Source organism: Thalassomonas sp. RHCl1 (assembly GCF_947387555.1).
GTDB lineage: Bacteria > Pseudomonadota > Gammaproteobacteria > Enterobacterales > Alteromonadaceae > Thalassomonas.
Genome location: NZ_CANDNZ010000021.1, coordinates 18,310 through 45,094, shown reverse-complemented (window position 1 = coordinate 45,094; position 26,785 = coordinate 18,310). Strand labels below are relative to the sequence as shown.

25 protein-coding genes are annotated in these 26,785 nt (G+C 46.4%); 7 read left to right on the top strand and 18 right to left on the bottom strand.

Features of this window, described 5'->3' with window-relative positions; all coding sequences use genetic code 11:
* Positions 1 to 146 precede the first annotated feature (146 nt).
* Positions 147 to 4,229 (top strand): leucine-rich repeat domain-containing protein, encoded by a 4,083-nt coding sequence (locus QL234_RS29845; protein WP_281561374.1) that lies wholly within the window; start codon positions 147 to 149, stop codon positions 4,227 to 4,229.
* Between the two features lie 34 nt (positions 4,230 to 4,263).
* On the opposite strand, the gene QL234_RS29840 is transcribed toward QL234_RS29845, so the two are convergent.
* Both QL234_RS29840 and QL234_RS29835 read right to left on the bottom strand, forming a co-directional pair.
* A complete protein-coding gene (locus QL234_RS29840) occupies positions 4,264 to 5,175 on the bottom strand; it encodes a LysR family transcriptional regulator (protein ID WP_281561373.1) in 912 nt (303 codons plus the stop codon).
* 172 nt (positions 5,176 to 5,347) lie between these two features.
* A complete protein-coding gene (locus QL234_RS29835; RefSeq protein ID WP_281561372.1) occupies positions 5,348 to 6,085 on the bottom strand; it encodes an SDR family oxidoreductase in 738 nt (245 codons plus the stop codon).
* A gap of 185 nt (positions 6,086 to 6,270) precedes the next feature.
* Between QL234_RS29835 and QL234_RS29830 the strand changes: the two genes are divergently transcribed.
* Positions 6,271 to 6,870, top strand: coding sequence for a TetR/AcrR family transcriptional regulator (locus tag QL234_RS29830; protein WP_281561371.1), 600 nt, complete (start codon positions 6,271 to 6,273; stop codon positions 6,868 to 6,870).
* Positions 6,871 to 6,974: 104 nt separating this feature from the next.
* Here the strand turns inward: QL234_RS29830 and QL234_RS29825 are convergent, their stop codons facing one another.
* The 3 genes from QL234_RS29825 to QL234_RS29815 all read right to left on the bottom strand — a co-directional run bounded on the left by QL234_RS29825 (position 6,975) and on the right by QL234_RS29815 (position 12,033).
* Entirely contained in the window at positions 6,975 to 9,854 is a 2,880-nt protein-coding gene (locus QL234_RS29825; RefSeq protein WP_281561370.1) for a glycoside hydrolase family 16 protein, read from the bottom strand.
* A gap of 52 nt (positions 9,855 to 9,906) precedes the next feature.
* The gene (locus tag QL234_RS29820; RefSeq protein WP_281561369.1) at positions 9,907 to 10,602 is read right to left on the bottom strand and encodes a PEP-CTERM sorting domain-containing protein; all 696 of its coding nucleotides are present in this window, start codon (positions 10,600 to 10,602) and stop codon (positions 9,907 to 9,909) included.
* A gap of 411 nt (positions 10,603 to 11,013) precedes the next feature.
* Positions 11,014 to 12,033 carry a 2-oxoglutarate and iron-dependent oxygenase domain-containing protein gene (locus QL234_RS29815; RefSeq protein WP_281561368.1) on the bottom strand — a complete coding sequence of 340 codons (1,020 nt, stop codon included), beginning with the start codon at positions 12,031 to 12,033 and terminating at the stop codon, positions 11,014 to 11,016.
* 466 nt (positions 12,034 to 12,499) lie between these two features.
* Here QL234_RS29815 and QL234_RS29810 point away from each other — a divergent pair, with 466 nt between their 5' ends.
* Positions 12,500 to 12,661 carry a hypothetical protein gene (locus QL234_RS29810; protein WP_281561367.1) on the top strand — a complete coding sequence of 54 codons (162 nt, stop codon included), beginning with the start codon at positions 12,500 to 12,502 and terminating at the stop codon, positions 12,659 to 12,661.
* The gene (locus tag QL234_RS29805; RefSeq protein WP_281561366.1) at positions 12,654 to 12,935 is read left to right on the top strand and encodes a hypothetical protein; all 282 of its coding nucleotides are present in this window, start codon (positions 12,654 to 12,656) and stop codon (positions 12,933 to 12,935) included. The genes QL234_RS29810 and QL234_RS29805 overlap by 8 nt, the downstream gene beginning before the upstream one ends.
* Before the next feature lie 209 nt (positions 12,936 to 13,144).
* Here the strand turns inward: QL234_RS29805 and QL234_RS29800 are convergent, their stop codons facing one another.
* Positions 13,145 to 13,951 carry a helix-turn-helix transcriptional regulator gene (locus QL234_RS29800; protein ID WP_281561365.1) on the bottom strand — a complete coding sequence of 269 codons (807 nt, stop codon included), beginning with the start codon at positions 13,949 to 13,951 and terminating at the stop codon, positions 13,145 to 13,147.
* Between the two features lie 80 nt (positions 13,952 to 14,031).
* Between QL234_RS29800 and QL234_RS29795 the strand changes: the two genes are divergently transcribed.
* Complete coding sequence (locus tag QL234_RS29795) at positions 14,032 to 15,222, top strand: PLP-dependent aspartate aminotransferase family protein (protein ID WP_281561364.1); 1,191 nt, start codon at positions 14,032 to 14,034, stop codon at positions 15,220 to 15,222.
* Here QL234_RS29795 and QL234_RS29790 read toward each other — a convergent pair.
* From QL234_RS29790 to QL234_RS29765, 6 genes are all read right to left on the bottom strand, one after another.
* A complete protein-coding gene (locus QL234_RS29790) occupies positions 15,211 to 15,645 on the bottom strand; it encodes a hypothetical protein (RefSeq protein ID WP_281561363.1) in 435 nt (144 codons plus the stop codon). The genes QL234_RS29795 and QL234_RS29790 overlap by 12 nt on opposite strands.
* Before the next feature lie 3 nt (positions 15,646 to 15,648).
* Positions 15,649 to 16,629, bottom strand: a complete 981-nt coding sequence (locus QL234_RS29785; protein ID WP_281561362.1) for a questin oxidase family protein — start codon at positions 16,627 to 16,629, stop codon at positions 15,649 to 15,651.
* Between the two features lie 98 nt (positions 16,630 to 16,727).
* Positions 16,728 to 17,165 (bottom strand): GNAT family N-acetyltransferase, encoded by a 438-nt coding sequence (locus tag QL234_RS29780; protein WP_281561361.1) that lies wholly within the window; start codon positions 17,163 to 17,165, stop codon positions 16,728 to 16,730.
* 91 nt (positions 17,166 to 17,256) lie between these two features.
* Positions 17,257 to 17,607 carry a hypothetical protein gene (locus QL234_RS29775; RefSeq protein WP_281561360.1) on the bottom strand — a complete coding sequence of 117 codons (351 nt, stop codon included), beginning with the start codon at positions 17,605 to 17,607 and terminating at the stop codon, positions 17,257 to 17,259.
* 343 nt (positions 17,608 to 17,950) lie between these two features.
* Positions 17,951 to 18,157 carry a hypothetical protein gene (locus tag QL234_RS29770; protein ID WP_044833943.1) on the bottom strand — a complete coding sequence of 69 codons (207 nt, stop codon included), beginning with the start codon at positions 18,155 to 18,157 and terminating at the stop codon, positions 17,951 to 17,953.
* Positions 18,158 to 18,275: 118 nt separating this feature from the next.
* Positions 18,276 to 19,172 (bottom strand): LysR family transcriptional regulator, encoded by an 897-nt coding sequence (locus tag QL234_RS29765; RefSeq protein WP_281561359.1) that lies wholly within the window; start codon positions 19,170 to 19,172, stop codon positions 18,276 to 18,278.
* Between the two features lie 110 nt (positions 19,173 to 19,282).
* Here QL234_RS29765 and QL234_RS29760 point away from each other — a divergent pair, with 110 nt between their 5' ends.
* Positions 19,283 to 19,720, top strand: a complete 438-nt coding sequence (locus QL234_RS29760; RefSeq protein WP_281561358.1) for a cupin domain-containing protein — start codon at positions 19,283 to 19,285, stop codon at positions 19,718 to 19,720.
* Positions 19,721 to 19,761: 41 nt separating this feature from the next.
* On the opposite strand, the gene QL234_RS29755 is transcribed toward QL234_RS29760, so the two are convergent.
* A complete protein-coding gene (locus tag QL234_RS29755) occupies positions 19,762 to 20,643 on the bottom strand; it encodes a transporter substrate-binding domain-containing protein (RefSeq protein ID WP_281561357.1) in 882 nt (293 codons plus the stop codon).
* Between the two features lie 178 nt (positions 20,644 to 20,821).
* Positions 20,822 to 22,477, bottom strand: coding sequence for an ATP-binding protein (locus QL234_RS29750; RefSeq protein ID WP_281561356.1), 1,656 nt, complete (start codon positions 22,475 to 22,477; stop codon positions 20,822 to 20,824).
* A 405-nt stretch (positions 22,478 to 22,882) separates the two neighbouring features.
* Between QL234_RS29750 and QL234_RS29745 the strand changes: the two genes are divergently transcribed.
* Positions 22,883 to 23,677, top strand: coding sequence for a hypothetical protein (locus QL234_RS29745; RefSeq protein WP_281561355.1), 795 nt, complete (start codon positions 22,883 to 22,885; stop codon positions 23,675 to 23,677).
* A 51-nt stretch (positions 23,678 to 23,728) separates the two neighbouring features.
* Here the strand turns inward: QL234_RS29745 and QL234_RS29740 are convergent, their stop codons facing one another.
* The 4 genes from QL234_RS29740 to QL234_RS29725 all read right to left on the bottom strand — a co-directional run bounded on the left by QL234_RS29740 (position 23,729) and on the right by QL234_RS29725 (position 26,775).
* Positions 23,729 to 24,793, bottom strand: coding sequence for a hemolysin family protein (locus QL234_RS29740; protein WP_281561354.1), 1,065 nt, complete (start codon positions 24,791 to 24,793; stop codon positions 23,729 to 23,731).
* 250 nt (positions 24,794 to 25,043) lie between these two features.
* Positions 25,044 to 25,784: a transporter substrate-binding domain-containing protein gene (locus QL234_RS29735; protein WP_281561353.1), complete on the bottom strand. Its 741-nt coding sequence runs from the start codon at positions 25,782 to 25,784 to the stop codon at positions 25,044 to 25,046.
* Between the two features lie 159 nt (positions 25,785 to 25,943).
* A complete protein-coding gene (locus QL234_RS29730; RefSeq protein WP_281561352.1) occupies positions 25,944 to 26,453 on the bottom strand; it encodes an O-acetyl-ADP-ribose deacetylase in 510 nt (169 codons plus the stop codon).
* Between the two features lie 64 nt (positions 26,454 to 26,517).
* Complete coding sequence (locus tag QL234_RS29725; RefSeq protein ID WP_281561351.1) at positions 26,518 to 26,775, bottom strand: DUF2999 family protein; 258 nt, start codon at positions 26,773 to 26,775, stop codon at positions 26,518 to 26,520.
* Positions 26,776 to 26,785 lie beyond the last annotated feature (10 nt).

The following is a 26,785-nucleotide window of genomic DNA, read 5'->3' as shown; positions in this document are numbered from 1 at the left end:
TTTTTATTTCAAGGCAAAGCAAACATCATGATTTAAAGCTTGTTTTTCTATTAAAACTCACCCGGTGCATGGATATAGATAATAAACTCATCTACAGTCATATCAATAAAAAAAGTTGACTGACTCAGAAGATAAAGGGCCTTGTTATGGCGTTAACTTTCAACCAGTCACCCGAGTGGCAAGCCCTGGTGAATTTATTGCTCCAGGGGATAGAAGACAGCAGCACCCGGCCTATGCTCTGGGTCGGTGCCGGATTATCGGCAGCAGCGGGATATCCACCAACAAACGAGCTGATAAAACAACTCAGCGACAAAAGCCTTAAGCCCTTACAGCCCTTCACACCAGCCGACGAGAATTTTGCACTTAATAGCCCGCAGCGCTCCTTTACTCACTGGATACAGCACTTCATCCGGGAAAATAACTACAACCAGCTGAATAAAGCCTTAAGCAAGATCTTTTTAGAACAGCAAAAAGCCCCCACCACTATGCACCAGCAACTGGTGCAATTGCCCTGGCAGGTAATTATTACCACCAACTACGATGAACTGTTAGAGTCGGCCTTTAAGCAAACCGCCCAGCCCTTCACCCCGATCACCCTGGAGCAGAATTTAGCCTTAGAACACGGCGGGCGCATTTCCCTGTTTAAGATCCACGGCAGCATCTATGATATTGAAAAATGGATTTTTGATGAAAACACTTATCTCGATTATGCGCAAAAATATCCGCTGCTTGACAGTAAACTCAAAACCTTATTGCTCAGTCAGCCAATAGTCTTTATCGGCTGCTCAATGACAGATCCCAGGATCATCGACTGGTACCTGTGGTGCAAAAAACAAAACAAGCTGGCACAGCTGCCCTATGCCATTGCCATCATCAAAAAAGAAAACTGGCAGCAAATACCCAACGACATTGCCAAACTTTACCAGCAAGCGAGCGTCAGGCCCCTGTTCTTTAAAGATTTTGATGAATTGCCGCTCTTAATTGAAACACTTGCCACGGACATACAGACTCCCGAAGCCGCCCCGAAAATACAGCAACAGGACCCCGGGGAACACCAGGCCAGACAGGCACGCATTATTGAAGATATTCTTTATGATGACCTCACCCCGGGTATCATCCAGGCCATTGCCAATGTCTGGCTGCAAGTCCCGGAAGGAGGCAATTATTTAGAGCACCTTAAAAATAACCATGGTGCCCGGGTTAAAAATATCGCCAGTGCTACCTTTGCCACACTGCAAAGTGATTTTGCCGAGTTAAGCCTGAGACTGACCGGCAAGCAGACCCCGTTTGCCAGCCAGAAAATGGTGTTATCGGCTCTGGCCTCCCAGCTGCGCGTCTGCAATCCGACTTTTGATACCCTGAACAAGGTAGATTTTAAACCCCAGCAACTGAACGGCGCGTTAAAATTCCAGCATAGCCCCAACGAACTGGCTCAAGCGGATAAGGAGCAGCAGGGGCTTTTTGACAAACTGTTGCCGTTATTATGTGAGCTGATCGTCGACTGCAGTGAAGCCCTGCCGGCATGGAATAAGGACAATTTGCTGACACAACTGCAAGACCCCCACGAACTATTTGAAAAACTAAGCGAAGAATTAAGGCGCTGGCAGGAGATCAAAGAAGTCAACCGGGATGAAAAAACAGAAATAGAAGAGTTATACCGCCGCGCCGTGGCTCGCCGCTTTGACGAACTAAGAATTTTCGGCATCAACTTCGGCGGTCGCTCGCGCAAATACCAGTTGCGTGTCGCCTATATCTCGTTAAATACAGAAACCGAATATAACGACGACCTAGACAGTGAAGTGCTCTCGACCGAACAGGCGCTGACCGGCTTCGAGCGCCTGGTGATCATCGGCGATGCCGGACAGGGAAAAACCACTTTGCTGCAATGGCTGACGGTACAATGCGGACGCCAGGACTTTAGCGGCGACAAAGCCCCCTGGAATCAAAAGGTACCAGTGTTCATTAAATTACGCGAAGTATTAAAGCGCAAGAAACTGCCAAAAAAATCCGACTTTTATGCCCTGATGGTAGAAGATTGCCAGATTGAGGCCAGCCATCAGACCTGGCTTGATGCAGTGCTTGATGATAAAAGAGCTATTATCATGATCGACGGTTTTGATGAAGTCCCGGAAAACCGCCGCACGGATGTGATGAACTGGATTGAAACCCTGTGCCGGGAACATAGCGGCAATCAGTTTATCCTCACTTCCAGGCCCTCCGCCTACCATGATAATGCCCTCAAAGCCCTCAATTTCCAGGCGGTTAAACTACAAAGCATGGACCAGGGGGCCCAGCAAAGCTTTATCGAACACTGGCATCAGGCGGTGGCGCTGGAATACGATAAAACCAAACCCGATGCCTTTGTGGACGAAGGGGAAAACCTGCTGCAGCAGCTGAAACTGCAACGCCCGCTGCGCACCCTGGCTGAAAACCCGTTATTGTGCGGCGTGCTGTGTATGCTGCATCATGATCGCAGCGGTTACCTGCCGAAAAACCGCACCGATCTCTACCAGGCCACCAGCCGGATGTTTTTAGACAGCCGGGATCGGGAAAAGAAAATCATTGAAGACGAGCGTTTTGTCCTGCTCGATCATCAGGACAAAGTGATTTTACTCGCCTATATCGGCCACTGGATGACGCAAAAAAAACTGATCAGCCTCACCCCGGATGACTTGCTGGCCCGGCTGGGGGAAAAGCTCAACAATTTACCCAAACTCAATAAAGTGCTGAGCGCTGAAGATCTGAAAAGTTTTTTCCTGGAACGCAGCGGCTTATTGCAAACCGTTGGCCCAGGTGAAATCCAGTTTGCCCACAGATCTTTCCAGGAATTTTTTACTGCGGAATATTTAATCATGATACGGGACTGGGCCACCTTAAGAAAAAATGCCAGCAAAGATTATTGGCATGGCACCATACAAATGGCCATCGGCCTGTCCCACTCCAGGGAAGATAATGAAAAATACCTGAGCAAATTACTGGAAAAAGCGGAAAAATTTGATCAGCAGCATAACGAAAATCAAGCCATCAGCCTTTATCTGCTGGTGCTCAGCTGCAAGGAAGGCTTAAGGGAGATTTCACCTGAATTTGCCGATAAACTCAACGGCATTATTCCAAAAATCATTCCGCCGCCTTCAGCCAAGGTACGGGACGCCTTATCCAATGCCGGTGAACTGGCCATCCCCCACCTGAAACGGCCACAACAACGCTCGATACAAAAAGATCATTATTGTGCTTATGCGCTGATGCAAATCGCCACCGCAGAAGCTTACGTGTTATTGCTGGATTATTTCAAAGATAACCGGGAAGGCTACCGGGAAAAGATCATCCGGGATATCGAAAAAATGGACGGAGATATCGCCAGGGAAGCGCAACTGGCCAAGTTAATGATTAAGCAGGGCCTGGACAAGTATTCAGATCTACTGTGCAGAAAAATGGCTTTTCTGTGCCAGTCCCCGCCTTTACTCGCCGCTTATGCCAAGGAAGCAGATCTCAGCTTTAGCGATTGGGAACTCTCCCAGGGCCTGGCCCCCCTGGTGATACTTGAAAACCTGTATTTTTTGGATCTGGGGCAGGCAGATGTCGAAGATTTCTCGCCATTGGCGAAACTGACAGCGCTGGAGGAGCTCAATCTAAGTTACAGCGAAATTGAAGATTTAACGCCCCTTAGCCCCCTGGCTAATTTACATACCCTGGAGCTTGAAGACACCAATATCCAGGATTTAGCCCCTTTGGCAAACCTCACCAAACTGCAAGCCCTCAACCTGCATTATACCGAAGTAGATGACCTAACACCTTTAGCCAAACTCAGCAATTTACGGGAGCTTTATCTGGAAGAAACTTGTATAGATAAGCTGACGGGATTAAAAAAACTCACCGCCTTGCAAGTACTCGAATTAAATTACAACGAAATCGACGACTTAACCCCTTTGGCAAAACTTAGCCAACTGGAGAGGCTGCAATTAGCTGCAACCAATGCCCGCGACTTAACGGCACTGGCAAAACTCAGCCGTTTACGTTTTTTGGATCTTGAAGATACCTTAGTCGAAGACCTGACACCGCTGGCCAAGCTGATCCGGCTGCAGACACTTTATTTAAGCAACACCCCGATAAAAGACCTAACGCCGCTAAAAAGTCTTAAAAACTTAAAAGAACTCTTTGTCCGTGACTGCAATGTCTCAGATATTAACGAGCTCAAAAAAGCCTTGCCCGGCTGCCGCATATACATTTAGCCCACCTTCGCGGGCATTGCCGCCAGCACAGTAATTAACCGGCACTTTCTTCACCAGCAAGCCAGGCTTGCTTGCGTTCAAACAGCTCCACCACAAATTCCCTGAACTTGCGCAAGCGGGTAACTTCCCGCAAATCAGGATGAGATAACAACCAGATTTCATGATTGAGCAGCACCTGAGCGTTTGGCAGCCGGGAAATGCCCTCACAAGCATCGCCAAGAAAACAGGGCAGCATCGCCATACCGATACCGGCCCGTACTGCCGCCACCTGGGTGCCTGCCTGATCCATGCTATATTGCGCGGGTATATCCGGATAAGGAGAAGCTTTCACCCATTGGGGAAAGCGATCTGTCTCGCCCCACCCCAACCAGCGGGCGCCGGAGTCGGGATCAGACAAGTCATATTTTGCCAGATAATCATCACTGGCATAAAAACAGGCGGCAACCGAGGCCACTTTACGCCCGATCAAGGGCTGCGGCGGCGGATTACCAAATCCCATAAAGCGCAGGGCGATATCACTTTCCCGCCGCATCAATTCAAAAACATTACTGGAGACAGAAAACTCAATATCAATATCCGGATACTTGCGGGTAAAATTCACCATTTCCGGGATCAGGATTTGATTGGCAATATTATCAGGCATGGTCAACCGGATAAGGCCGCTAAGTTCAGTGTCCCGGCCGTGCAGATGCAGTTCGGCGCTGACTAAAGCATCTTCGGCCTGCTCTGCATACTCCATCATCGAGCGTCCTTCTGTTGTCAGGATATACCCGCTAACATTACGGTCAAACAACCGGGTACCTAAATCCGATTCCAGGTTATCCATTCGTCTTGAAACCGTGGAATGACTAACCCCTAATAATTGCGCCGTTGCCCGGGCACTGCCGGAACGCGCCACCGAAAGAAAAAACTGGACATCATCCCAGCTCATGGACGATTTATGCACCGCTTTGCCTCATCATCAATATATCGTTGCATAAAGTGTCCGCCGAAGCTCTCCTTCAGTCAAGTGAACATATAAACCTTGTTACAGAAGAAGCTCTTTTACATCCCTCCAAACCAGGCGGAAATGCTTATGACTGTTTCCGCCTGAGACTTGGCCTTTAAGGAGCGGGTTGCTAAGCGGTAAGCGTTTCAGGAATAAGTGCTCCTGCATAGCCCTGGTATGCCGCTTCAAACTGCTTGGACACAGTATCCGGGAATAAATGAAAATCACCTGCGGCCAGCGCATTCACTATGCCCTCGGAAACCGAAGCGGTTGAGTCGGCTTCACCATCGAATCCTGCCTGAACCGCCATATCCGTGTCAATCGGTCCCGGGTGTACACTCAAAACACTAACCCCTTTAGGCGCAAGTTGTTCACGTATGCCCTGGGTAATGGAATATGAAGCCGCTTTAGAGGCAGAATAGGTTGATAAGTCGGCAAAGTTTTTGATCGAGGCCACCGAGTTAAGTTGTACCAGCGCGCCCTGGTTTTGCTCTAAAGTAGCAGCAAAAGCTTTGGCTACCCGGATCAGGCCAAAAACATTGACATCCAGCTCTTTTGATAACACCTCTTCGGCATGCTCACTTAAAGAATTTGCCGGCATCAGTATCCCGGCATTATTGACCAGCACATCAACATCACCGGCCTGAGCGGCTGCCCGTTGAATAGAAGCATTGTCGGAAACATCAAGTTGCAGGCTAACCACCCTGTCACCATACTCCTGCTCAAGCCCTTTGGTCGATTCGGTATTGCGCACCGCCAGATACACTTTTTTCGCCCCGTGTTTAAGGAAAGATTCAACAATGGCTTTACCTATGCCGCGATTTGCGCCTGTAACCAATGCCACTTTATTGCTGATTGAAAAACCCATAACGCTTCTCCAAAACTCTTATTGAAAGGAATAGTTGCATGCACAACTAAATGACTCACTCGAATAAATAACTGCACCACCGATGGTGTTTCTAATATTTTGTACCGATCGGTAAGATTGAAAAGAATTATACCTATCGGTACAATACTGTCAACACGAATTTTTAAGACGATAAAAGGGTAGATATGGCCGGAGGCAGAAAACTTGAATTTGATAAGCAGCAAGCTTTAGAGGCAGCCATGCAAGTGTTTTGGCAAAAAGGCTACCTCGGCGCTTCACTTTCAGACCTCACCTCAAGCATGGGCATCAATAAACCCAGCATGTACAGCACCTTTGGCAACAAGGAAAAGCTGTTCCTGCAAGCGACCGAGCATTACATCGAAAACCACGGCAAAATTCATGTCGCCTGTTTGTCTTTGCCGGATACCCCCTTAAGGGAGCGGTTAAAAAAATTCTTAAGCTCAGTGATCAGCGCCCAGTTTGAAAGCTCAAACCCTAAAGGCTGTTATGTGATGTTATGCATGACAGAAGCCGCCAGCGGAGATATGCCCGAACAAGCCCGGGATCTGATTGCAGAAGCGGCCGGGCTTTTCCCGGCATTATTGGAAGAGTTATTTCAACAAGATCCGGAGGCCATTTCATTAGCACTGGATAAAAACGCCAAAAGCAATGCCCTCACCCTGGCAACCTTACTCAATGGCACAGCGGCTTTAGCCAGGGGCGATTATTGCCAGGCAGATTTACAGCCGGTTATTGATAATACCCTCAATGGTATCGGGCTTTAACAAACAGCATAAAACAAAAGAACAGCGAAACCGCAATAAACAGTTCGCTGTTCTTGTTCCGGCTTTTTCTTAAGTAAAAAGCTCCCCCTTAAAAAGCGGAGTCATTACGGCACAAGCTTAACATTATCCAGCTGATAAACCGCCCCCTGGGCTTTGCCCCATTCGGGGAATATCAGTACCTTATCCATCTCGCTCAAGTCTAAGCCTAGTGCCGCCAGATCGGATAATTTAAAGGTAAAATGTTGCCAGCGGCCTAATTCAGGCGCTTGCCCTTCAACACTTGCCGCCAGTTCAAGCTGAGCTGCTGAGCCATTTTTTCCTTCAACTTTTAGCAGTATCAGTGCGCTGGCATCAAGGGCGGCATTAACCAGCTTAAAGTCAAACTCAAGCGTACCTTGGCTTATTGCGGTTAAGTCATGTTCAACGTCGGCAATTAATCCGGAAACCGTACCCGACGGCCCGAAAAAGTCGACATTGATCACCTTTCCCTGCTCATTATCGACCACCTCGCTGATAGCAGCATTGGCGCAGCAATCCCAAAGTGTCCAATTTTGCTCTACCTGCTCTTGGTACAAGGCCAGCTCGCCGGTGACGACAACAGGTGACGGCGGCACAGGCGGCAATTCGACATCAGCATCTTTATTCAACCGGACATTATCCACTTGCATTACCACCCCTTGCTGGTTGCCCCAGGCAGGAAAGATCACCAGCGGCGTATCCACTTTGGTCACATCAAGGGATGAACCGGTATGATTGACCAGGTCGGCGATGGCGACCTGGTAGGAAGTCCAGACACCGATTTCCGGCGCAGCTATCGGATAATCTCCCGAGCTGCAGGGGTTGCCACAATCCATTTTGATCATAAAGTCACTTGTTTCCCTGGGATCGGCAAGCACTTTCAAATCAAATTCCAGGGTGGAAAATTCACTGACATCAAGCTGCAAAGACGTACCGCTTTTATCTTGCTTGCCCTGGAAAAACACCACTGCTTCATCGGTATTAAAGCTCATCTGGGCAACATCCCCCTGCCCGGCATCACCGCTGTCAAGTAGCTCCATATCTACCGAGCCGCTGCCGACATATTGCAGATAATCAAAAGGCGCATGCAAATTACCATCAAAAATCACCGCACTGTCAACCTGTGCCAGGTTATATTCAAAGCGCACGTTATCCAGCTGCAACTTCATGGCCCCGGTCGGCTCTATAACGAAAGGATTGATGATATCTGTGATATCGGCAAAATTGCCCGGCGAGAAGCGGTTGCCCCCTGCCAGTAATTCGGCAACAGGAATACGCACTTGCTGCCATTCATTTAATGCCCCGACAGCAACCGTATAGTCACTGACCGCAGGCCAGCCGCTGTCCAGCTTCACCAGTAATTCGCTGTTATCCGCTTGGCTGCTCACGTTCAAATCAAAGACCAGCTCGCCGTATTCCTGCCACAGGGCAAGGTTGACCCGGGGGGCATAGGCAAAATAAAGGTTACCGGTTGCGCCGGTTTTATTTATCTCCAGTACCGTTCCCCGATCTTCGACGGCAACCTCCTGGTAACTGATGGCGCCGTCCGGGTTGTAGCTGTTAAAGGCCAGACCTTTGTATAAGTTGTCTATGTACAGGTCGAATACCGCCCCCTGGCCAAAGTTATCAACCGGATCCGGGAGCGCTGGCGGCTGGTGCCCTTCCACCAGCTCGGCATCCTCAGAAACCGTAGCACAACCCGCCCCGGTTTCCGGACTGACAGAGCATTCATACACCCGCACATAATCTATCGCCAGGGTTTGCGGGAACGCAGATTCATCGATACCGGTATCGTTGACATTGCCCGCCCAGGCACCGCCGACAGCAAGGTTTAACAGCATATGAAAGCGCTGATCGTAGGGGGCACTGCCGGGAGCATTAACCAAATCACCGTCGTTATCGACATATTGGCTGTACCAGCCGCTTTCCCTTTGGGTGGCGTAATGCACGTCGTCTACATACCAGCGGATCTCCCCTTCCTGCCATTCAATGGCATAAACATGGTAATCGTCGGCAGGATTTGCGCCGCCGGGCAATTTATATTCGGCTCCCGAATAAACATTTTCCGGCCAGGCTTTACCGTAATGCAAGGTGCCGTGTACCCGCCCTTCCAGCTCTCCTTCAGCGGCGCCGTTTTCATCCGACTGGGTTTTCAGGTTCACCGCTTCGACAATATCGATTTCACCGGAAGCCGCCCAGCCGCCGAAAACCCAGTCGGTAGGCAACATCCAGATCCCGCTCCAGCTGCCCTGGCCGTACGGCAATTTCGCTTTGATTTCAAAACGGCCATATTTCCAGTCCCCCTGATTCATGGTGCGTAATCTGGCGGAGGTATAGGGCAAAGTAGTCACACTACCCAAATTACCGTCGACATTATCCGGGCCGGTAAAATCTTCACGGCGGGCGATGATATTGAGTATGCCGTCACTGACAACTGTGTTCTCCGCCCGGTCGGTATAACATTGCTGCTCATTATTGCCGCCGCCCCAGCAATTAACCTCGTGCTGCCATTTGCTGAGATCTAAACTGTTGCCGTCAAATTCATCACTCCATACCAAAGTCCAGTTACCAGAGGCACTATTATCACTTTGCAGGGAGGCATCAAAACTCAATGCTTTTCTTTCAAGGGCAAAGTTAACCACCAGGGTTGTGGTTTCATTGACGGCCAGTTGGGTATTTTCCAGCTCAACATATGGAATACCCGACTCGGTTTCGCCGCTTTGACTGGTTAGCGCTATGCTGGCATTTTCAATCAGTACCCTCAACGGTCCCTTGATCACGGCTGACGAATGATTGGTGATATCAAGCTGAACTGCGTATCCCCGGTTAATGCGGTCAAAAACCGGTTGGGACTGAACGATAGCAATATCGTTTGAAGAAAAGTCCGCCCAGGCGGCAAAAGTGCTGGTTGTGGTTAATAAGGCGATAGAGCAAGCAATGCCCTGCGCCGTTTTTGAAATTTTCATGATCATCCTTTTATCGTTATTTATTTTTATTGAATGTTTTACGGATTGAGTTTTAGTGTGTCACTCGCCTGAACGTTGATAGTCCGGCCATAGCTAACACAAGCAGTAGCAGCGTCTCTGGCTCGGGCACCTCGGCGGCAATTTCCGTAAGGGATACCCTGTTAATCGCTAAACTCGAACCTGCTAAATCACTGGCGCCACTGTTGTTTGCCCCTATGCCCAGCTGAAAGTCCAAAAACCAGCCGCTTTGGTTGGCAAAATCACTGCTTAGTTCAAAGCTGAGGTTAAAAACCGATAAGCCGTCAATATCTACGGGCGCCAGCAAATAACCGGGAGCGCCGGTTTCATCGGCATAAGCGCCGCTGCCATCGTTTAAACCGACGGCAAAATAATCGGCGATAAAACCTGAATCTGAACTGTTAAGTTCGCTGTCGACGCTAAAGTCCAGGGTTAATAAAAAACGGCTGTTTGCAGCACCGGTTAAATCCAACTCCTGAAACAGGGTATTGGCAAAAAACACATTGGTGTCCTGGTAATCAACATGGATGGATGCCGCACAGCCGGGGTTAACACCGGTAACGGTGAAATCCCCTCCCCCAAGATCACCGACACCATCCGTGTCCTGGTGCCAGCCGTCAAGGCTGCAGGAGTCGGCAAAATTGCCATTGGTTATCATCGCCGCCTGGGCTTGCCCCAACAGCAAAACAGCGCTTAGCGGCACCAGATATTTCATTATTCTTATCATCATTGCTCCAATATCAAAGTCATCATTGTTTTATGTTTTTATTAGGTTATACGCCTGTTTTTATTTAACTTTCATCTTTACTGCGTGATTTTCTGATGTCAGTGCTCGGCAGAAAAACAACAATGAAAGCGCTTACATTTAAGCAAATCGAGATTATATGATGAACATTAAATGATCAACTTTAATCTTAACTTTTCTTACCTTTGCGAGAACTGACAGATGAGCTTATCAATGAAGTCTTGCAGAAGTACTGGGACAAACCAGGGCTATTTGCTTACTCAAAGGAGTCAAGTTTACCCGGCAATGATGGGATAAGAGCACACCAGCATTTTATACCGCACCTTTGTCTAAACAGCGAGTGGGCACCTCCTTACAGTACTAGCTGCTGCAGTACGGCCAGTAAAGAATTTCCGACTATTGAGACTGGCTCAGAAACTTTAATAACTCAGCAATATTTTTCATGATATTTTTTTCCGGTCCAGCGGCTGATTTCAACGCTAAAATTAATTTTTGTTCATCACTGATAAAAGATTGGGCAATACGCTCTTCCAAATAAGCGCCGGCTAATCTCGGCTTCCATCTGGCAGTATTCCCGGCTTCATCAAGCGGTACCAGCACAGGCTTGATCAACGCCTCATAATCGGGTTGGACAAAAAAAGGAATACTGGTACGGGGCGTATGCCGCATGACTTCAACGCGGTGAGGATTAGAAATGTATTTTCCCCCGCTGATGAACTCCATCATGTCGCCGACATTCACGATCAAGTCATCTGCACTGGCGTCAGCCGACAGCCATTCCCCCTGGCGGGTTTTGACCTGCAGCCCGGGATTACCGTCATGCAGCAGTAAAGTGATCAAGCCATAATCTGTGTGCTCGCCACAACCTAGCATTGCCTGCCGGGGTGCATTTTCAAGTACCGGATAATGGGCCAGCACCAAATTGCTCAAGGGCGCCTTGAAATTATTTTTAAAAAAGCCGGCCGCCTGGCCGATGGAGAGCGCAAAACACTCCAGCAGAAATTGCGCCACTTGCATCACACTGTGGTAATAACTGAGCAGCACCTGTTGAAAGTACTTATTACCTGCGGGCCAGTTGTTGGGGCCTAAAAAGGGGATGCGTTGCGGTAGTGGTTCTTTATCCGGGCTTTCCCAGCCCATCAGATAGGTCTCGCGGAAATCTTCAGGGCCGTAAGGATCTATTTTCTCGGCCCCTACCCTGGCATACCCCCGGTGAAACTCTGACAGGGAAACAGCATCTTTCTCTTTTTGTTCGCTGCCAAAAAAGTCACGACTGACAGCAAACAACTCGTTAATAAGGCTTTTCTCTAAACCATGACCTGTTACCACAAAAAAACCAACCTGACGGCAATGCCGGGAGATTTCATCTGCAATCCTGTCCCTTGCCCTGTCTTTGATGTCAATTTTGGGGATCATAATAACCATTCCCTGGTTAAGTTATTTGCAATGCCGATAAAAGATAAAAGCAGAACCTGTATGTCTTACCTGTTCTACGGTGAGCATCACGTTACCCATATATTAGGATAGTCTCATGACTTTACAGTATTTTATTTACTTTTTATCCGGATGATACTGTGGTTAACGGGCTATGTTTGCGTTGACTGTTACTGCCCTGCAACAAGTCATCAATCACTTTTTTATCCATATATTTCATATAGTTGACGTTTTCGTACTGCTAACAATACAGTGCGGGCAATTAGCATAAATATTAAATGCCAACCAAGGGAGATTTTTCCGGTATCTTGTACTATCACTAACAGGTGAATTCCCCGTCAGCGGAGGTGCTTAAAGAAGAGAACCTGCAGATAAACCAAGCGCTGCCCCTAAGTGCCGGTAACACTCAGAGACAGCTAACCACAACAGATAAATAGAGGTATCTATCATGGCTAAATCTAATGATATGCCAGAGTTTCAATCGGTTAAAGCTTACCTAACAGAAAGTTTAACAGAAAATATACCAACCCCCATCACCAGGCAGCCACCATCAGCTTATGCCAGCAACTATACACTGTTAAGTCGCAAGGGAGGAAGCTGCCATGTCTGAATCAAAGTTACCCCTGACAGAGGATGCAGTCAAAAGGGAGCAGCTGTCGGATGATTTTGCCAACCTGCGTGAAGACTTTAGCAAATTCAGTGAAGAATGCGCCTTCCTGTTCGATGCATTCGCAGCGATTACCCGCGAGCCAGAATGCATCACGAAACACACCAGTGAAGGTATCAGGCACCTGTGTTTTTGGCTCAAATATCAGGTTATCGGCTACCGGGAGAAAATAGAAGAAACACAGGAGTGCTGGAGAGTGATTAACCGCAAGAAGTAATATTAACTACGTAAGATTGAGTAAGGCTTAAACGGAGCAAAAGCCGGGCGAGTTAACGGCAATAATAGTTTCAGCTATGTCAGTAACCCGCCCGGTATCAAATACAAACAAAGCCGGTTAATGCCACAACTAACCTATACCAGCATGGCTAAGTCAGCCTAAAGCATTACTCTGTCAGATAGCCTTTTGCTTTCAAACGAGTATTGAATTTATGATTTCGAGGCTGACAAAAGATCCTTACCCGCCACCATAGAAGGCGAATAACCGATAAAAGACTGAAAAGCTGCGGAAAAAGCACTTGGACTTAAATAGCCACACTCGGTGGCAACCCGCTTTATCGATTTTCCTTGTGCCAGGGATTCAATGGCATGGTGAAACCTGATAATTTGCCGCCAGCGCCTGAAACTCATGCCTAATTCTTGCTCAAACAGACGACTTAAGGTCCGGGGCGAAGCTCCGCAAAGCACAGCCCAGTCATCCAGGGTTTTACGCTCCGATGGCTGGGCGAGCAAATAACTGCATAAGGTTTGCAGCCTGGGATCTACAGGTAATGGAATATTGAGTGCCTTATTTTCTGCCAATGCAAGTTCAGATGCTATCAGCTGGGCAATTTTCTCTCCCCTACTGCCGGCCTGGTAATCAATCGCTTCTTGTCCCAGCGCCTTAATGAGTTCACGCATAAGCGCGGTAACCGCTATCACCCGCAAGCTTTTTAGCTCGTTTTCGCTCACTGCGGGATCAATATATACAGTGCGCATCGTGACCTTGCCGTACATTTTGACCGCATGCGGTGTTTCAGCAGGAATAAAGATTGCCCTGTCGTTTGGCACTGTCCAGATCTCGTTTTCCGTATACAGACGCATAATGCCGCAACTTGCATACAGTAGTTGATGGCGCTGATGTTGATGCTCTTCAATATAAAAACCGTCCGGGAACTCTTTCACCATGACCGCGAACGTTTGCGGCAGCTCTTGAAAGTCGAGGTGATTGGTACTGCGGGAAGTTTTTACTGACATCTGGAAATATGAAACTTATTCAATTTGGCGAGATTTCGACGAAGTATGGCATGACATCGAGTTCCGGTCAAAGATACGCTATGACCAAGTTCACAATACAGCAGGGAAGAAAGATGACCCATATTAACAGCAAACTTGTCCACCTCGGGCGCAGCAGCGCCAGACAATCGCTTGCGGTCAACCCGCCTTTGGTGCGCGCCTCAACCACGGTTTTTCCGACACTGGCAGCGTTTAAATCATCTTACCAGGGGGTAAGCTTTGAAACCCCGCGTTATGGACGCTCGGGCACCAGTACGGCATTTGAATTACAAACGGCCATGGCATCAATCTGCAACACCGAAAGCTGTATTGCTACCTCATGTGGCCTGAGCGCATGTGCCGCGGTACTTAGCGCCTACGCAGAACCCGGCAGCCACCTGCTTATTCAAAAAGAGGTCTACGGCCCGACCAGGGCTGTGGCTGAAAATGAATTAAGGCGTATCAAGGCCGAGGTTGAATATTTTGACAGCGCAGATGAATTACCGCATTTAATCAAACCGCAGACCAGCCTGATTTTCCTGGAAGTGCCCACTTCGCTGAGCATGAAAATGCTGGATATCAGGGCGGTGACGACAATCGCGCAAAAGCATAAGATTCCGGTAGCCTGTGATTCAACCTGGGGTACACCATACTTTTTTGACGCTCATGATTTAGGCATCAATATCTCGATTCACGCGGCAACAAAATACATTAACGGCCACTCGGATACCCTGCTGGGTTTGATCACAGGTAGCTATGAAGATCTCGCCAAAACCCGAGACTGGTGCGAGCACTTCGGCTCTCATGCCGCCCCCGATGCCTGCTGGATGACATTAAGGGGGCTGCGTACCTTAAGCGTCAGGATGGAGCGTCATCAGGAAAATGCCCTGCATGTTGCTTTGTATTTACAGGCACAACCGCAAATCAAAAAGGTGCTGTTTCCCGCCTTAGCATCCGATCCCGGACATCACTTGTGGCAACAACAGTTTTCAGGGGCCGCCGGCCCTTTTTCTGTCGAGTTGCAGCCATGCAGTGAAAGCGCTTATGAAAAGTTTTTCGACTCTCTGAGCTTATTCGCCCTGGGCACCAGCTGGGGAGGCTTTGAAAGCTTAGTAATGCCCGCCATTGCCCATCACTTGCGGTCAAAGCAAACCCTTGCCGATGAGGGGCGCATGGTCCGACTACATATTGGCCTGGAAGATAAAGACGAGCTGTGCGCCGATTTACATCAAGCCTTGGCACTACTTGGCTGACAAATAATCAAATAACGCTCTGCGCTGAGAAGATGAAAAAGTATAATAACTGAAGATAATATTTTGCTTGTCAGCGCTTTTTAGCAAGACCATTCTCGGGAACCCATGTTTAATTTCAAAACCGGTAAAATCAGACCAGGCAATTTTCTGTTTTGAGCCATATTTGATATAGCTGATCTCCTGCTCATCAAGCTCTAAACCGTATTCAATAATTTTACTTTCGCCGGAATTGAAAATGATCAGCCAAAGCGTATATAGCGCCAAAATAATAATTGTCGGATATAAAAAATAGCTGATATGGCTCATCGATTCCTGGTTGATTAACGCCACCAGGGCTCCGCCAATAAACATCCAAAAAAATTGCGTAAACAACAGATAAAACCGGTTAAAGATATTCTGGCCCCGGCTTTGAATTAAAAGCATTGATTACCCCCGCACAGCCCTTTGCGCAACTAAATAGTACAAAGGATTATTCCACTTTTGGTACTCACAAAAGCATGTATAAACGAGTTTGATAACATGTGAATCATCAGATACCAATGCACGCTCAATAATTGGTGAGAAGTCGCGACTGCCTGCAGGTATTTCGATTGCCTTATCCTCATAAGAAAGCCCGGTGCTTAAGTAAGCCACTAAAATAGCTTTCCAAAGCTCTCTTAACGCAGCTTCCTTATTCTCAAGATAAGGCATAACAATAGAGAATGCATGACAACCAGTTACAGTATGCAATAAAGTAAAGTCATCACGTAAATAGAATGATTTTAAGGCAAAACTTCGCAGGCTTGATAAATCAATAGACCTTGGCTGAATAGTACATTCATTACGTTTTAACAATATGCCAATTTCAGACATTCTATTGACTATAATTCCCGGTGAAAACTCATAATCCTCTCCCAACGGAGATAGCCTTGTCAGAATACCTTCTAAACTCTCATCCTTAGCTTCGCCACTCAGTTCAAACGATTGATATTCGGCACTCCAATATGCAAGCGCGATAGCAATTTCGCTTTGGTTATTTACTTCAATTGCATATGCCAATCTAATTAAGGCATGAAAAGCTGAAGCTGCAATTCCGGGGATTAATACCGGCAGTGCTTTTTTAAGTACAACTTCAACACCATAAGTTTCTAATTCACTTTTGAAGTATGTTAAGTAACTTTCAAAACTTTTAGTATTGCCTAGTGCTTGTCCGATGCTATCAACCGCAATGACTTTTTCTAAACTGCCCAGACTTTCAAGCCCATTAATACCTTCATCAAATGTACGGATTAATTTGCTGTCAGGTGCATTTAAACGATTTAATGCCACCAATACCATAGGTAAGTGGGTAGCTAAGCCACCTCCATATAACGGATGGTAGTTGCCTGCTTTTTCAAGTAGTGAAGTTAAAATGTTTGATTCCTCCATGAGGCTTCTCCAATATGCAAACCAATGTTTACCACGCGAGAAAACTGGCCGCAAAGCAACTAGCTTTTCTGCATGGTAGCCTACTCGCTTATAGGGTTTTATAACTTGATAACGGCAAGCATATCTTCGTCATCTTCATCCATGCCAACTTCGCAAAAACCAAAACTGAAATAAAAACTTTTAGCTACCGGGTTTTTGGGGTTATAACAAATTTCTATTTCTGTTATGCCGTCAGTGCTTTTTATTTCATTTATTGCCAAGTGAAGCGCCTTACGACCTATACCTTTCTGCTGAAATTTTTGGTCTATCATAAAGCGCCAAATGGACATTTTTTCTGTTGTTTCAAGCACCCACATAAAAAAACCAACAACTTCTTCACCCAGATATATAGCCCGGTTTTCATGTCCTTCATTAAACATTGATTCAACCAATGACCACATATTGCAAGCAACATATTCTTCTTGCTCTTTTAAGACATCAAGTTCACATACTGCTTCGTAATTTTCTTTCGTTACTTGGCGAAGAGATACTTCCATTATTACACCTTAAAATCTCCTGCCCCCGGCAGAAGAATGCTTTAACGTATCCTGCTACCTGGCCTTGATTGGTGGCGACTGCAGGTCTTTATTAATTTACGGACATACCAATAGATTTAACTTCAGAATTAATGGTTTGCAGATTCAACATTGCTAAGAATTCACCTTCTTCTTTTGTACTCCATTGTTTCCACAGGACAAGTACACTATCGCGTCTTCGCAGTATGCCGACGAACTCTCTCTTCGTTGTTAATGACGTTAGCACAGGCACTTGTTGCCACTGCTTTTCTACATCTTTTCTGGCTTCGTCCGTCGCACCTTCTGCGGGCATATATTTAGAAAATAACGCCCAATTTTTTTCATTCGCCCCTTTGACAATATCGTCCCACATTGACTCAGCAATTTGTAATATTTCTGAATCCGATTTAGCTAATATTTCCATTGCAGCTCCTTATTTTTATATGCTGATAGACGTTTAAAGTTATGACAGGGTAACACAGGAGCATAATACTTTTTCTTATTTATTAATTTGTTATATTTATACCTTGGATTTAAGCAGTTAGAAATATGCAACAGCTACACAAACTACAAAATGAAAAGAAATAGATAGAAGCTCTTTAATTCAGACAAGGCACTGATTGACCACTTCAAACAGACATTTAAAAAGCTTTAGTGCTTTATTAGTTAACAGTGAAGGTTGTAAAACATACATGAAAAGTTTAACGGTTAGCACAGGCCGGGAAAGGCAATTTTCCTCTCTCTTTACTGCCCGCTTTTCCTGAAAATTAATGGCTCAGGGGAATAGAAATCCGGGATAAATTTTTAATGTCAAAGGTATAGCTTTTCTGTTCAAACAAAACATCCACTCGGTTATTTTTGTGTATATGGATGACGTCGAATTCATCACCAAAAGCCAGCATTTTATTGCTATTAAATGCCTGGATATTGCCGTTGGCAATGTAATGGCCTTTTTCCATTTTTGCATGTTTCATCTTGATCACCTCCCCTTTAATAATAGACCCTACAGCCACATTTTCGCTGATTAACCATTAAAAAAACATCATTGAACAGCTCTTTTTAGCCCCTGATAAAAAATGCATATCACTTTCATCAACGATTCTCTGCGCACCAGTTTTTGATAAACTCAAGAAAGAGTTTTAACCGGTACGGCAGGTGTTGTCGCGAAGGATAAATTAAATAAAGGCCGATAGCTGGAAAGTCGGTAACACCGGTTAATAAAGTTAACTCACCCGCTTCAACATGCGGCTGTGCAAATAACTCAGGCACCATGCCAATCCCCATGCCTTGGGTAAGGGCAAGCAGTAATCCCGGGCCACTTGAAATACTGAGCTTCCAGGGCTGTTTAAAACGTGTCAATTCACCTTCAAGCAAAATACTCCAATGGCTGCCAAACCGGCTTGCCCCCATATTAAGGCAATCGTGGTTTTCAAGCTCCTTGATGTTTTTGGGTACGCCCCTGGCCGCCAAATAATCGGGCGCAGCATATAGGCCTAATCTGGTGTCAAAAAGTTTACTTGCCACATAAGAAGAATCGATCAAATCAACGGCAAGGCGAAAGGTCAAATCTATGTCTTGCTCAATCAAATCCACATGCTGATTTTCCAGCTGCAGCTCAAAGCGAATATCGGGATAATCAGCCTGAAAATGTTTGATGGCATCAAGCAAAAAAGTATCCGCTAAACTGTCGGGAGCCGACAGCCGGATCAAACCGCCCGGCTGTTCCAGTTGCTGGCTGGTAAGAGAGTCTTCCAGCTCATTTACCTCAGCAAGAATACTTTTACACCCTTGATAATAAGACTGCCCCGCCGGGGTAACGTGCATTTGCCTGGTGGTGCGGTTCAGTAACTTAAAACCCAGGGCATGCTCCAGCGCAGAAATTCTGCGACCAACAATTGCCGGTGTCACTTCTATTGTTTTTGCCGCTTGTGCAAAGCTGCCTTTTTCGACAACAATGCAAAACAGTTTCATATCTGCCAGTTTATTCATTCGATACTTTTTGTACTGAGTCTAAAGACAATTCGCTAAATTTACCGCCCCATAGTATCGAGTGTATCATGCCCGACAAGTAAGCAGTGATAAGTTTAAGGAGTAATTCCATGAGATATAAACACGTCCGTGCAGGCTCGGCTGAGCAATATGGCGTAAATGGCGGAGAAATGACTGCCATCCTGGCCACGGGAAAAGATACCGATAACCGGGTAACCATATTTGACAGCCAATTACCCAAAGGCCATGGCGCTCCCTGGCACTACCATGAACTAGATGATGAAATTTTCTATATCATCTCCGGCGAAGTCGAGTTTGGCGTAGACAAAAAAGAGTTCATTGCCGGTCCGGGAGACTTAGTCATCGCAGGCCCGGATGTTCCGAGAAGGTTTAAAGCCTTATCCGACAGTAAGCTGCTGGTGATCAATACCCCATCCGGCCCCGCCGAAGGTTTTATTCGTGAAATTTCAGAGTTCGGTGACAGCAATCCGCCCTCTCAAGCCGATAAAGCCAGGTTTATTGAACAATATAAAATACATTTGCTCTAGCTCCGGCAATATCTCCCCCGCTTAAGTCCAATGCCCTGGGATCACTGTTCAACCGGCTTATTATTCATCCACCAATCGGTTTTAATGGTCAGCATAGGCTCAGGTGAATCAAGATGAAAAACTCTGCGTTTTTTCACCTGAGCTTTTAGCAACACATCCTCCATGGCCTTTAAAAACAACTGTTTTAATGAGCCATCCGCCAGGGCTTTTGCCATACCGTATTTCAGCTGCTTTGCCAGTTGGCTGTTTGTTTTAGCCGTGGCGATAAAATGATCGGCAGGATAAAAGAACGCAAGCGAGTTCTCCGCCGCCAGCACAGCATTTTGCTCTGCCTTCTGATCCGCTGCTATCTCGGCCCATATTTCATTTATTCCCCGGGAAATATACTCAAAGCGCCCGGCTTTTAGCATCGCAAGCAAGGACCGGTAATTATTGGCGGTCACCGTTTTCACCTTATTGTGCTTTAGCACATGCATATCTGCCCAGGTAGAAACAAAGCCTCCCCTGAGCCCCAGGTTTAAATCTGCCAGTGCTTTCACCTGCGTAAATTTAGGCTGGGTGCCTTCTCTTATCAGCAAAATACGATATCCCAGCAGCCCCATGGTAATACCGGGTTCAACCCAGTTAAATTTCGGCGCCCGCTCCTGGTTATAACCAACACAGTTAACATCTACGGTACCGTCCACCATAAATTGCAGTTTCCTGGGATCGGACGAATTAAGCACTTCGGCATAGGGATGCCTGACCAGCCGGGTAGGACCGAATTTATCTTCGGATTTTTGCAGCAATAACTTAATAACATCGGTGCAATAATGATACCTGACATCGGTAAAACTATAGGTGAGGGTTCTAACCGGCTCTGCCCCTGCCAGCATGGGGCTGACCAAAAGCAAAGCTAAACTCCATATTGCTGCTATTTTCATTTTTTTATTAATACCAGTGAACACTTCATTCACTGCTAAACCACTATTTAATCATGAAAGCCAAAAGTGCACGGACACCTTATAATTATTAGTGGTTGCAATCAACGCCAGAATCACGATTATCAGGATAATCATAAAATTGATAGGAAAATGCCTGGTTATACACTAACGACGCGCTTTATAGCTCAGGATATAAAACGGGCAACTCAATTTTAAAATGACAGCCCTGCTCACATTCCAGGCACTTAATGGTGCCGGCTAATTTACAGCTAACCAAATTAAACACAATATTCATTCCCAACCCTGAACTTCCCTGCCCGCGCTTAGTGGTAACAAAGGGATCGAAAATATGATGTTTTATCTCCTGAGCGACTCCTTTACCGTTATCTTCATAATCTAACGTTAAATAACCATAACTTTCCCTGACAACAATGGAAATATCCCCCTGTTGTCGCTCTTGAAAGCCATGAATATGCGAATTCATTAATAAGTTGGTTAAAATTTGATTCCAGGCACTGGGATAAGTGATCAAATTCAGGCTGTCGTCAATACTCAGATCAATATGGTAATTTTTGCTCTTAAATACCGTTTTCACCACGTTAATCACAGAATGAAGATAAGCTGATAGATTAATTTCTACTTCAGGATCTGTATCTTGCTCAACAGCCAGAGATTTAAAACTTTGGATCAGGTTGCCCGCTTTATTTAAGCTCCGTTCGATAATTTCTTGATATTCAAGCAGTGAAACTAAATTTTTTCTTAATTGCTGCCTGGTTAGTTTTTCCGACTCTATCGCTGTTGACAGCACTAAAATATTGTCTTTTATTGCCGAATTGGAGGTGACACAAACCCCGAGCGGGGTATTGACTTCATGGGCCACCCCGACAACCAGCTGGCCTAAGGACGCCATTTTTTCAGCCTGTACCAGTGAATCTTTTGCCAGCGTTAACTCGTCCAGAGACTTTTGCGTGGTTAACTGGGCCAAGGTCGCCTGCTTTTCTTTTTTCACCAGTTGGTCCCGGGTTTGCGCCATTTGCTCTAGGGTTATCTGCAACCCCTCGTTCGCCTGCTGCAGCTGCTGAGTTCTTTCATTCACTGCCAGCTCTAATGCATGCCTGTGGTTATCCAGCTCATCAAAGGCCCTGAGCTCACTGCGAATAACAAACCAGAGTGCAAAAACGTATGCCATAAAGCGCAGAAAATGCCAGCCCCACCAGGGAGCATCCCACAGGGACGATTGCTGGAACATAATGGCCGCTGCGCCAAATAAAAAGCAATGCAGGCAAAACAACAGATCATCGACATTTTTTGTCGCCAGATAACTCAACACCAGCTTAATGGCACAAATAAACAGCAGGCATCCGCCAAACAGGTTCAGAAATATCGCCCAGCCGGTAAACTTGTCGTCAAGCACCATAGCAGGGATCAGTTCAGGATGAATAACGGAAGTTAACGCAATCAGACAAGCCAGTAAGCTACTTAGCTGCCACCAGGGGTGAGAATTAATAAAATGCCAATGTTTGGGCGCGCATATAAAAACAAAAAGCACTCCGCCGGCAAAAGAGGCCAGACTGTGTAACCAGACAAAAGTATCCCCTACGGCAACAAGGGCATGACAAGTATCAAAAATCCCCATGGCTAACAAGGCGGCGGCAATGGGAATATTGTAATGGCTGCCACGGCCAAAACGTTCGTCACGCAGTAAAAACATGGCAACAAAAAACGCGATAATCGCGCCGCTGATCTCAACGCCGGTATGCGCCATGACCCCGATCCAGCGCCAGTTAATTAGCAGGGTTTGTCCAAGCAGTAACACTAGAATGTGAATAGCCATACTGGTGCCGATAATAAGCCATAAAACCCTTGCTATATCGGGGCGGGAATTCGCCAGTTCTCTATTCATCGGGGATAGGTCACAAATTATTACAGATTAAGTATAAGATAAAATGATCACCCCGCTCCCCGACTTGTTATCCTTAGAAACCACGGCACTTTATACTTTGATGAGCAAACACCTCAGTTAGCTTCGCAGGGTGTGCACACAATATCGCCGGCCCGGCCAGCCATTAAAATCTGGTCACCACGCTAGCGAATTTTATATTAAGGGGGGAATTAAGCTTTTGACTATTGAACCTTTTTTAAATATTAAGCTCTTATTGCAAAGCCAGGAGCATCATATAAAGCCTTAGCCTTACACTGGCCTGTGGCTAAAACCAATAAAAATGAACCAGGATGTAAAATGCAACGATTCACATATTTCACCTTATTAACCCTAATTACATTAAGCAACTTTGCCCGGGCCGATGGCTTAGCCGATTTAAAAAATGCCTTAGCCCGCCTGCAGGGTACCGGTCATTTAAGCGCCGAACTCGAAACCGTTACCGAACGTACCCGGGGTGAAGATGAAGATAAAAAGATAACCAAAGGCCAAGTCAAAGTTTGGCTTGAAGATGATAGCCAGGGCTTGCAGGTACTCTATAGCAAAGAAGTCTTGTCCTTGATGGAAACAGAAGCGAGGTTAAAAGCCGAAGACGAAGACGCGCAAACACAAACCCTCAATGCCATTGACGGCATTAATGCTACCGATCTGCATGCCATGCTTTCGGCCTCTTCGTCATTATTACGTAATATCGACCAGGCCAGTTTTGTTGACGAAACCGCCGTTGAGGAAGACGGTCAGGCATTGCGCTTGCTGCGCTTTAACCTGCCGATGGAGTTTTTTCTCAAGGACAAAGAAATTCGCGGTTACGTGAAAAAATTTGCCGCAACATACAATATCTGGATAGACAGTAAGGGATACCCGACAAAAAGCCGGGTAGAATTTAACGGCAAAGGACGCGCCTATATTTTCTTTAAAATCACCGCCTCGGGCTCACGGCAAACCCAATATCAGGTTATAGATGACCGCCTGGTGATAGTGCGCAGCGAAGAGCAAAATGAAAATACCAGTACCTTTGGTTACTTTTCCCGCTCTGGCGTAAATACCTTAAAAATTCACGCCGGAGAAACCAAGAACACACTGGCCGCTAACTAACCTTAGATAACCAGGGCCAGTCTGATTTTCAACGCAGGCTGGCAATTTTAACTATTCCTGCTCGCCCTGCTCGGGGATTTTTAAGCCCATTTTTTTCACCCTTTTGCGCCACAACTGCCTGGCCAGTTTTTGCATGTCTTCGTCTTTATCCCCTTCATCGACAATTTCTATGCCCAAAATAGTTTCCATCAAATCTTCCAGGGTTAATATGCCTTCGACACTGCCGTATTCATTCACCGCCAGCATAATATGGCTTTTGTGGCGATTAAACTCGTCAAAAGCCTGTGACAGGGTCATAGTACTTAACAAGGTCGGCATATGGCGGCAATAATCTTTAATGGGTTTATCGTCATTGCCCCGCAGCTGGGCCAGCAGAATATCGCTTCTGAGCACATAACCGATCACATTGTCCCGCTCATCCTGATAAATCGGAATACGGGAAAAGCGCTGGTGGCAGCACTTATAATAAAAACCGGCCACATCCAGGCTTTCGGGCAGCGAAAAAAGCACGGTTCTCGGGGTCATGGCATCCTTAACCCGCAATTTTTTCAACAGCAGGATGTTTTGTACAATCAAAGATTCATAAGGAACCAGGTGCCCTTCTTTTTCACTGAGCTCCGCCATCACGGCAAACTCCGAGCGGCTAAACCCGGTTAAGGTCGGCTCAGAAGCCAGGCCGGAAGTGATTTTTTCCGACAGTTTGACAAAAGGATATAACAGGTAAATCAACCAGTGCAGGCTATGGGCGGTGATCGGCGCCAGTTGCTTCCAGTAGTGGGCCCCCAGGGTTTTGGGAATGATCTCTGAAAAAATCAGGATAAGAAAAGTCAGCACCGCAGAAATAATGCCCAGGTAAGCTTCACCAAAAACCTTGGTGGCCTGGGCCCCGGCCCCGGCCGCCCCCACTGTATGGGCTATGGTATTTAAGGTTAAAATAGCCGCCAGCGGCTTATTTATCTCCCCTTTAAGGCGCGCCAGTAGCGGGCCTGAGCTTTTGCCTTCTTGCTCTAAAATAGCAATATGGGCAGAAGTCACGCTCAAAATGACGGCTTCGGCGATGGAACATAAAAATGAAAAAATTAACGCAATAGCAATAAAAGTTATTAAAAGCAGCATTCTTATTAATTATCAGGTGTCATTAATAATTAATTCTATCATAAACTTGCACCCTTAGAAGCCTCTGCGGCATATTCCTGTATTTACGGCATTAACACACGGGCAAACCATTGCCCACCGGGCTCCAAATCTTGCCTGTTGCCATATACCAGGAGCAAGTGTATCTCCACCCGCCCTTGCCCTGGAGGCCATATATCGCTGCGATAACGAGCAACTCCCCTGGAACTGACCCGGCCGGTTATGAGAAAAATTAATCAGGGAAAAAATGTGCTCTTAATTGTCTGTATTCTTTGGTTTTAATAACTTTATTTAAGGCCTGTTGAAATTTAACAATCAAGCCCGGGTCAATGGCCAAACTAAAAGCAAAACAAATCGGCAGGCTTTTTAAAACATAAACAACTTCGTAATCGTTTTTGTCGTACCCCAGTTGCGTGATCATCATGGACGAACTTTGCTCTGCATGAGCAAGGAGCTGAATACGCCCTTTATTAAGTAAGCTCAGGTTGGCAGCTAACGAGACATTCCTGACAACATTGGTTTTTTTTCCCCCCTGGATAGCGATCAAATCTTCTTCCGTTGACCCTTCCCGGATAGTACCGATCACATACTGCTTTAATTCATTGCTGTCTTTGATGGTGATCTTGCTGGACTTTAAGGCAATAAGAGCGCCGCTATGACTGGGGACTATAGGGCATGCCCATTGAAATCTATTAAGCCGGGACTTTTTTTGCGCCATGGCAAACAGCACCCGGTTACCCTGATGTTCAATGTCATGATAAGCACGGGCCCAGGGCAGCACATCAATTTTCTGATGGACAACACCCAGCTCGTCCCAGACCTTACGTAACATTTCCACAGAAAGGCCGGTTAACCTGTCCTGCTCGATATAGTTATAAGGGGGATATACTTCCGTGGTGTAATATAAGCTTTCAAAAGAATCGGCAAAACAAGGCTGGCCAAAGCTACAAAGCATCCCTAAAAAAGCGCACAAACAACGAATAGGTATACCTTTAGATCTTATTAGCAATAAGAAAATTATAGCTAATATCGTCCATTATCCAGAAAGCCGCATTTGCGCTGAAAACCTTAGCGCTATATCTTGGCTGCTCCAGGCTTAGGCTCAGACAAACGCTTGTCGCGCATTAAAGGCCTAGACCTTACGGCTTGCCAGCAACAGGGTATTTTCCAGCTTGGCGTCAAAACAGGCAAAAATCACTTTTTTAATGCTGCTCTGTGATTGCAGAAATTTTTGAACTTCACCATAGGCTATTTCACACGCCCTTGGGATAGGAAAGCGATAAGCGCCGCAGCTAATCGCAGGAAAAGCGATACTGGTAAGTTGGTGTTCGGCGGCAATCCGCAGGGATTCACGGTAACAGGAAGCCAGTAACTGCTCCTCGTTTTTATCACCGCCATACCACACGGGTCCTACGGCATGAATAATAAACTTTGCCGGTAAATTATACCCTGGGGTGATTTTCGCAAAACCGGTATCACAACCACCCAAAGTGCGGCACTGTGCCAGCAAGTCTTTGCCGGCAGCCCGATGAATAGCACCGTCAACACCACCGCCGCCACACAGGGAGCCATTGGCGGCATTAACAATGGCATCAACCTCAAGGGTGGTGATATCTGCCTGCAGGATTTCTATTTCATTCATGATTTTATCCGGCTATACCCGCAACTTTGCTTTCATTATAAACATAGAAACCTGAGTCAGGAGATTATTGCCCTTGCTTTAATTTTTCTTTTGCCTGCTCAACTTTGCTAAAGTCCAGCCCTAACTCTTCAACCGCTTCCTTGATCACATCGGGATTGGTCATGACCAGGCCCATGATCGCCTGTAATTTTTCCGGCGGGATGCCCAGCTGCTGGACCACGCCCATGGCCATCATAGGGTTTTCCGTTAAGGTTTGAAAAAGCTCGCTGATTTTTTCATCGCTGATATTGTGTTCTTTTAAAATCTCAATGATTGGATTCATATTATTTTCC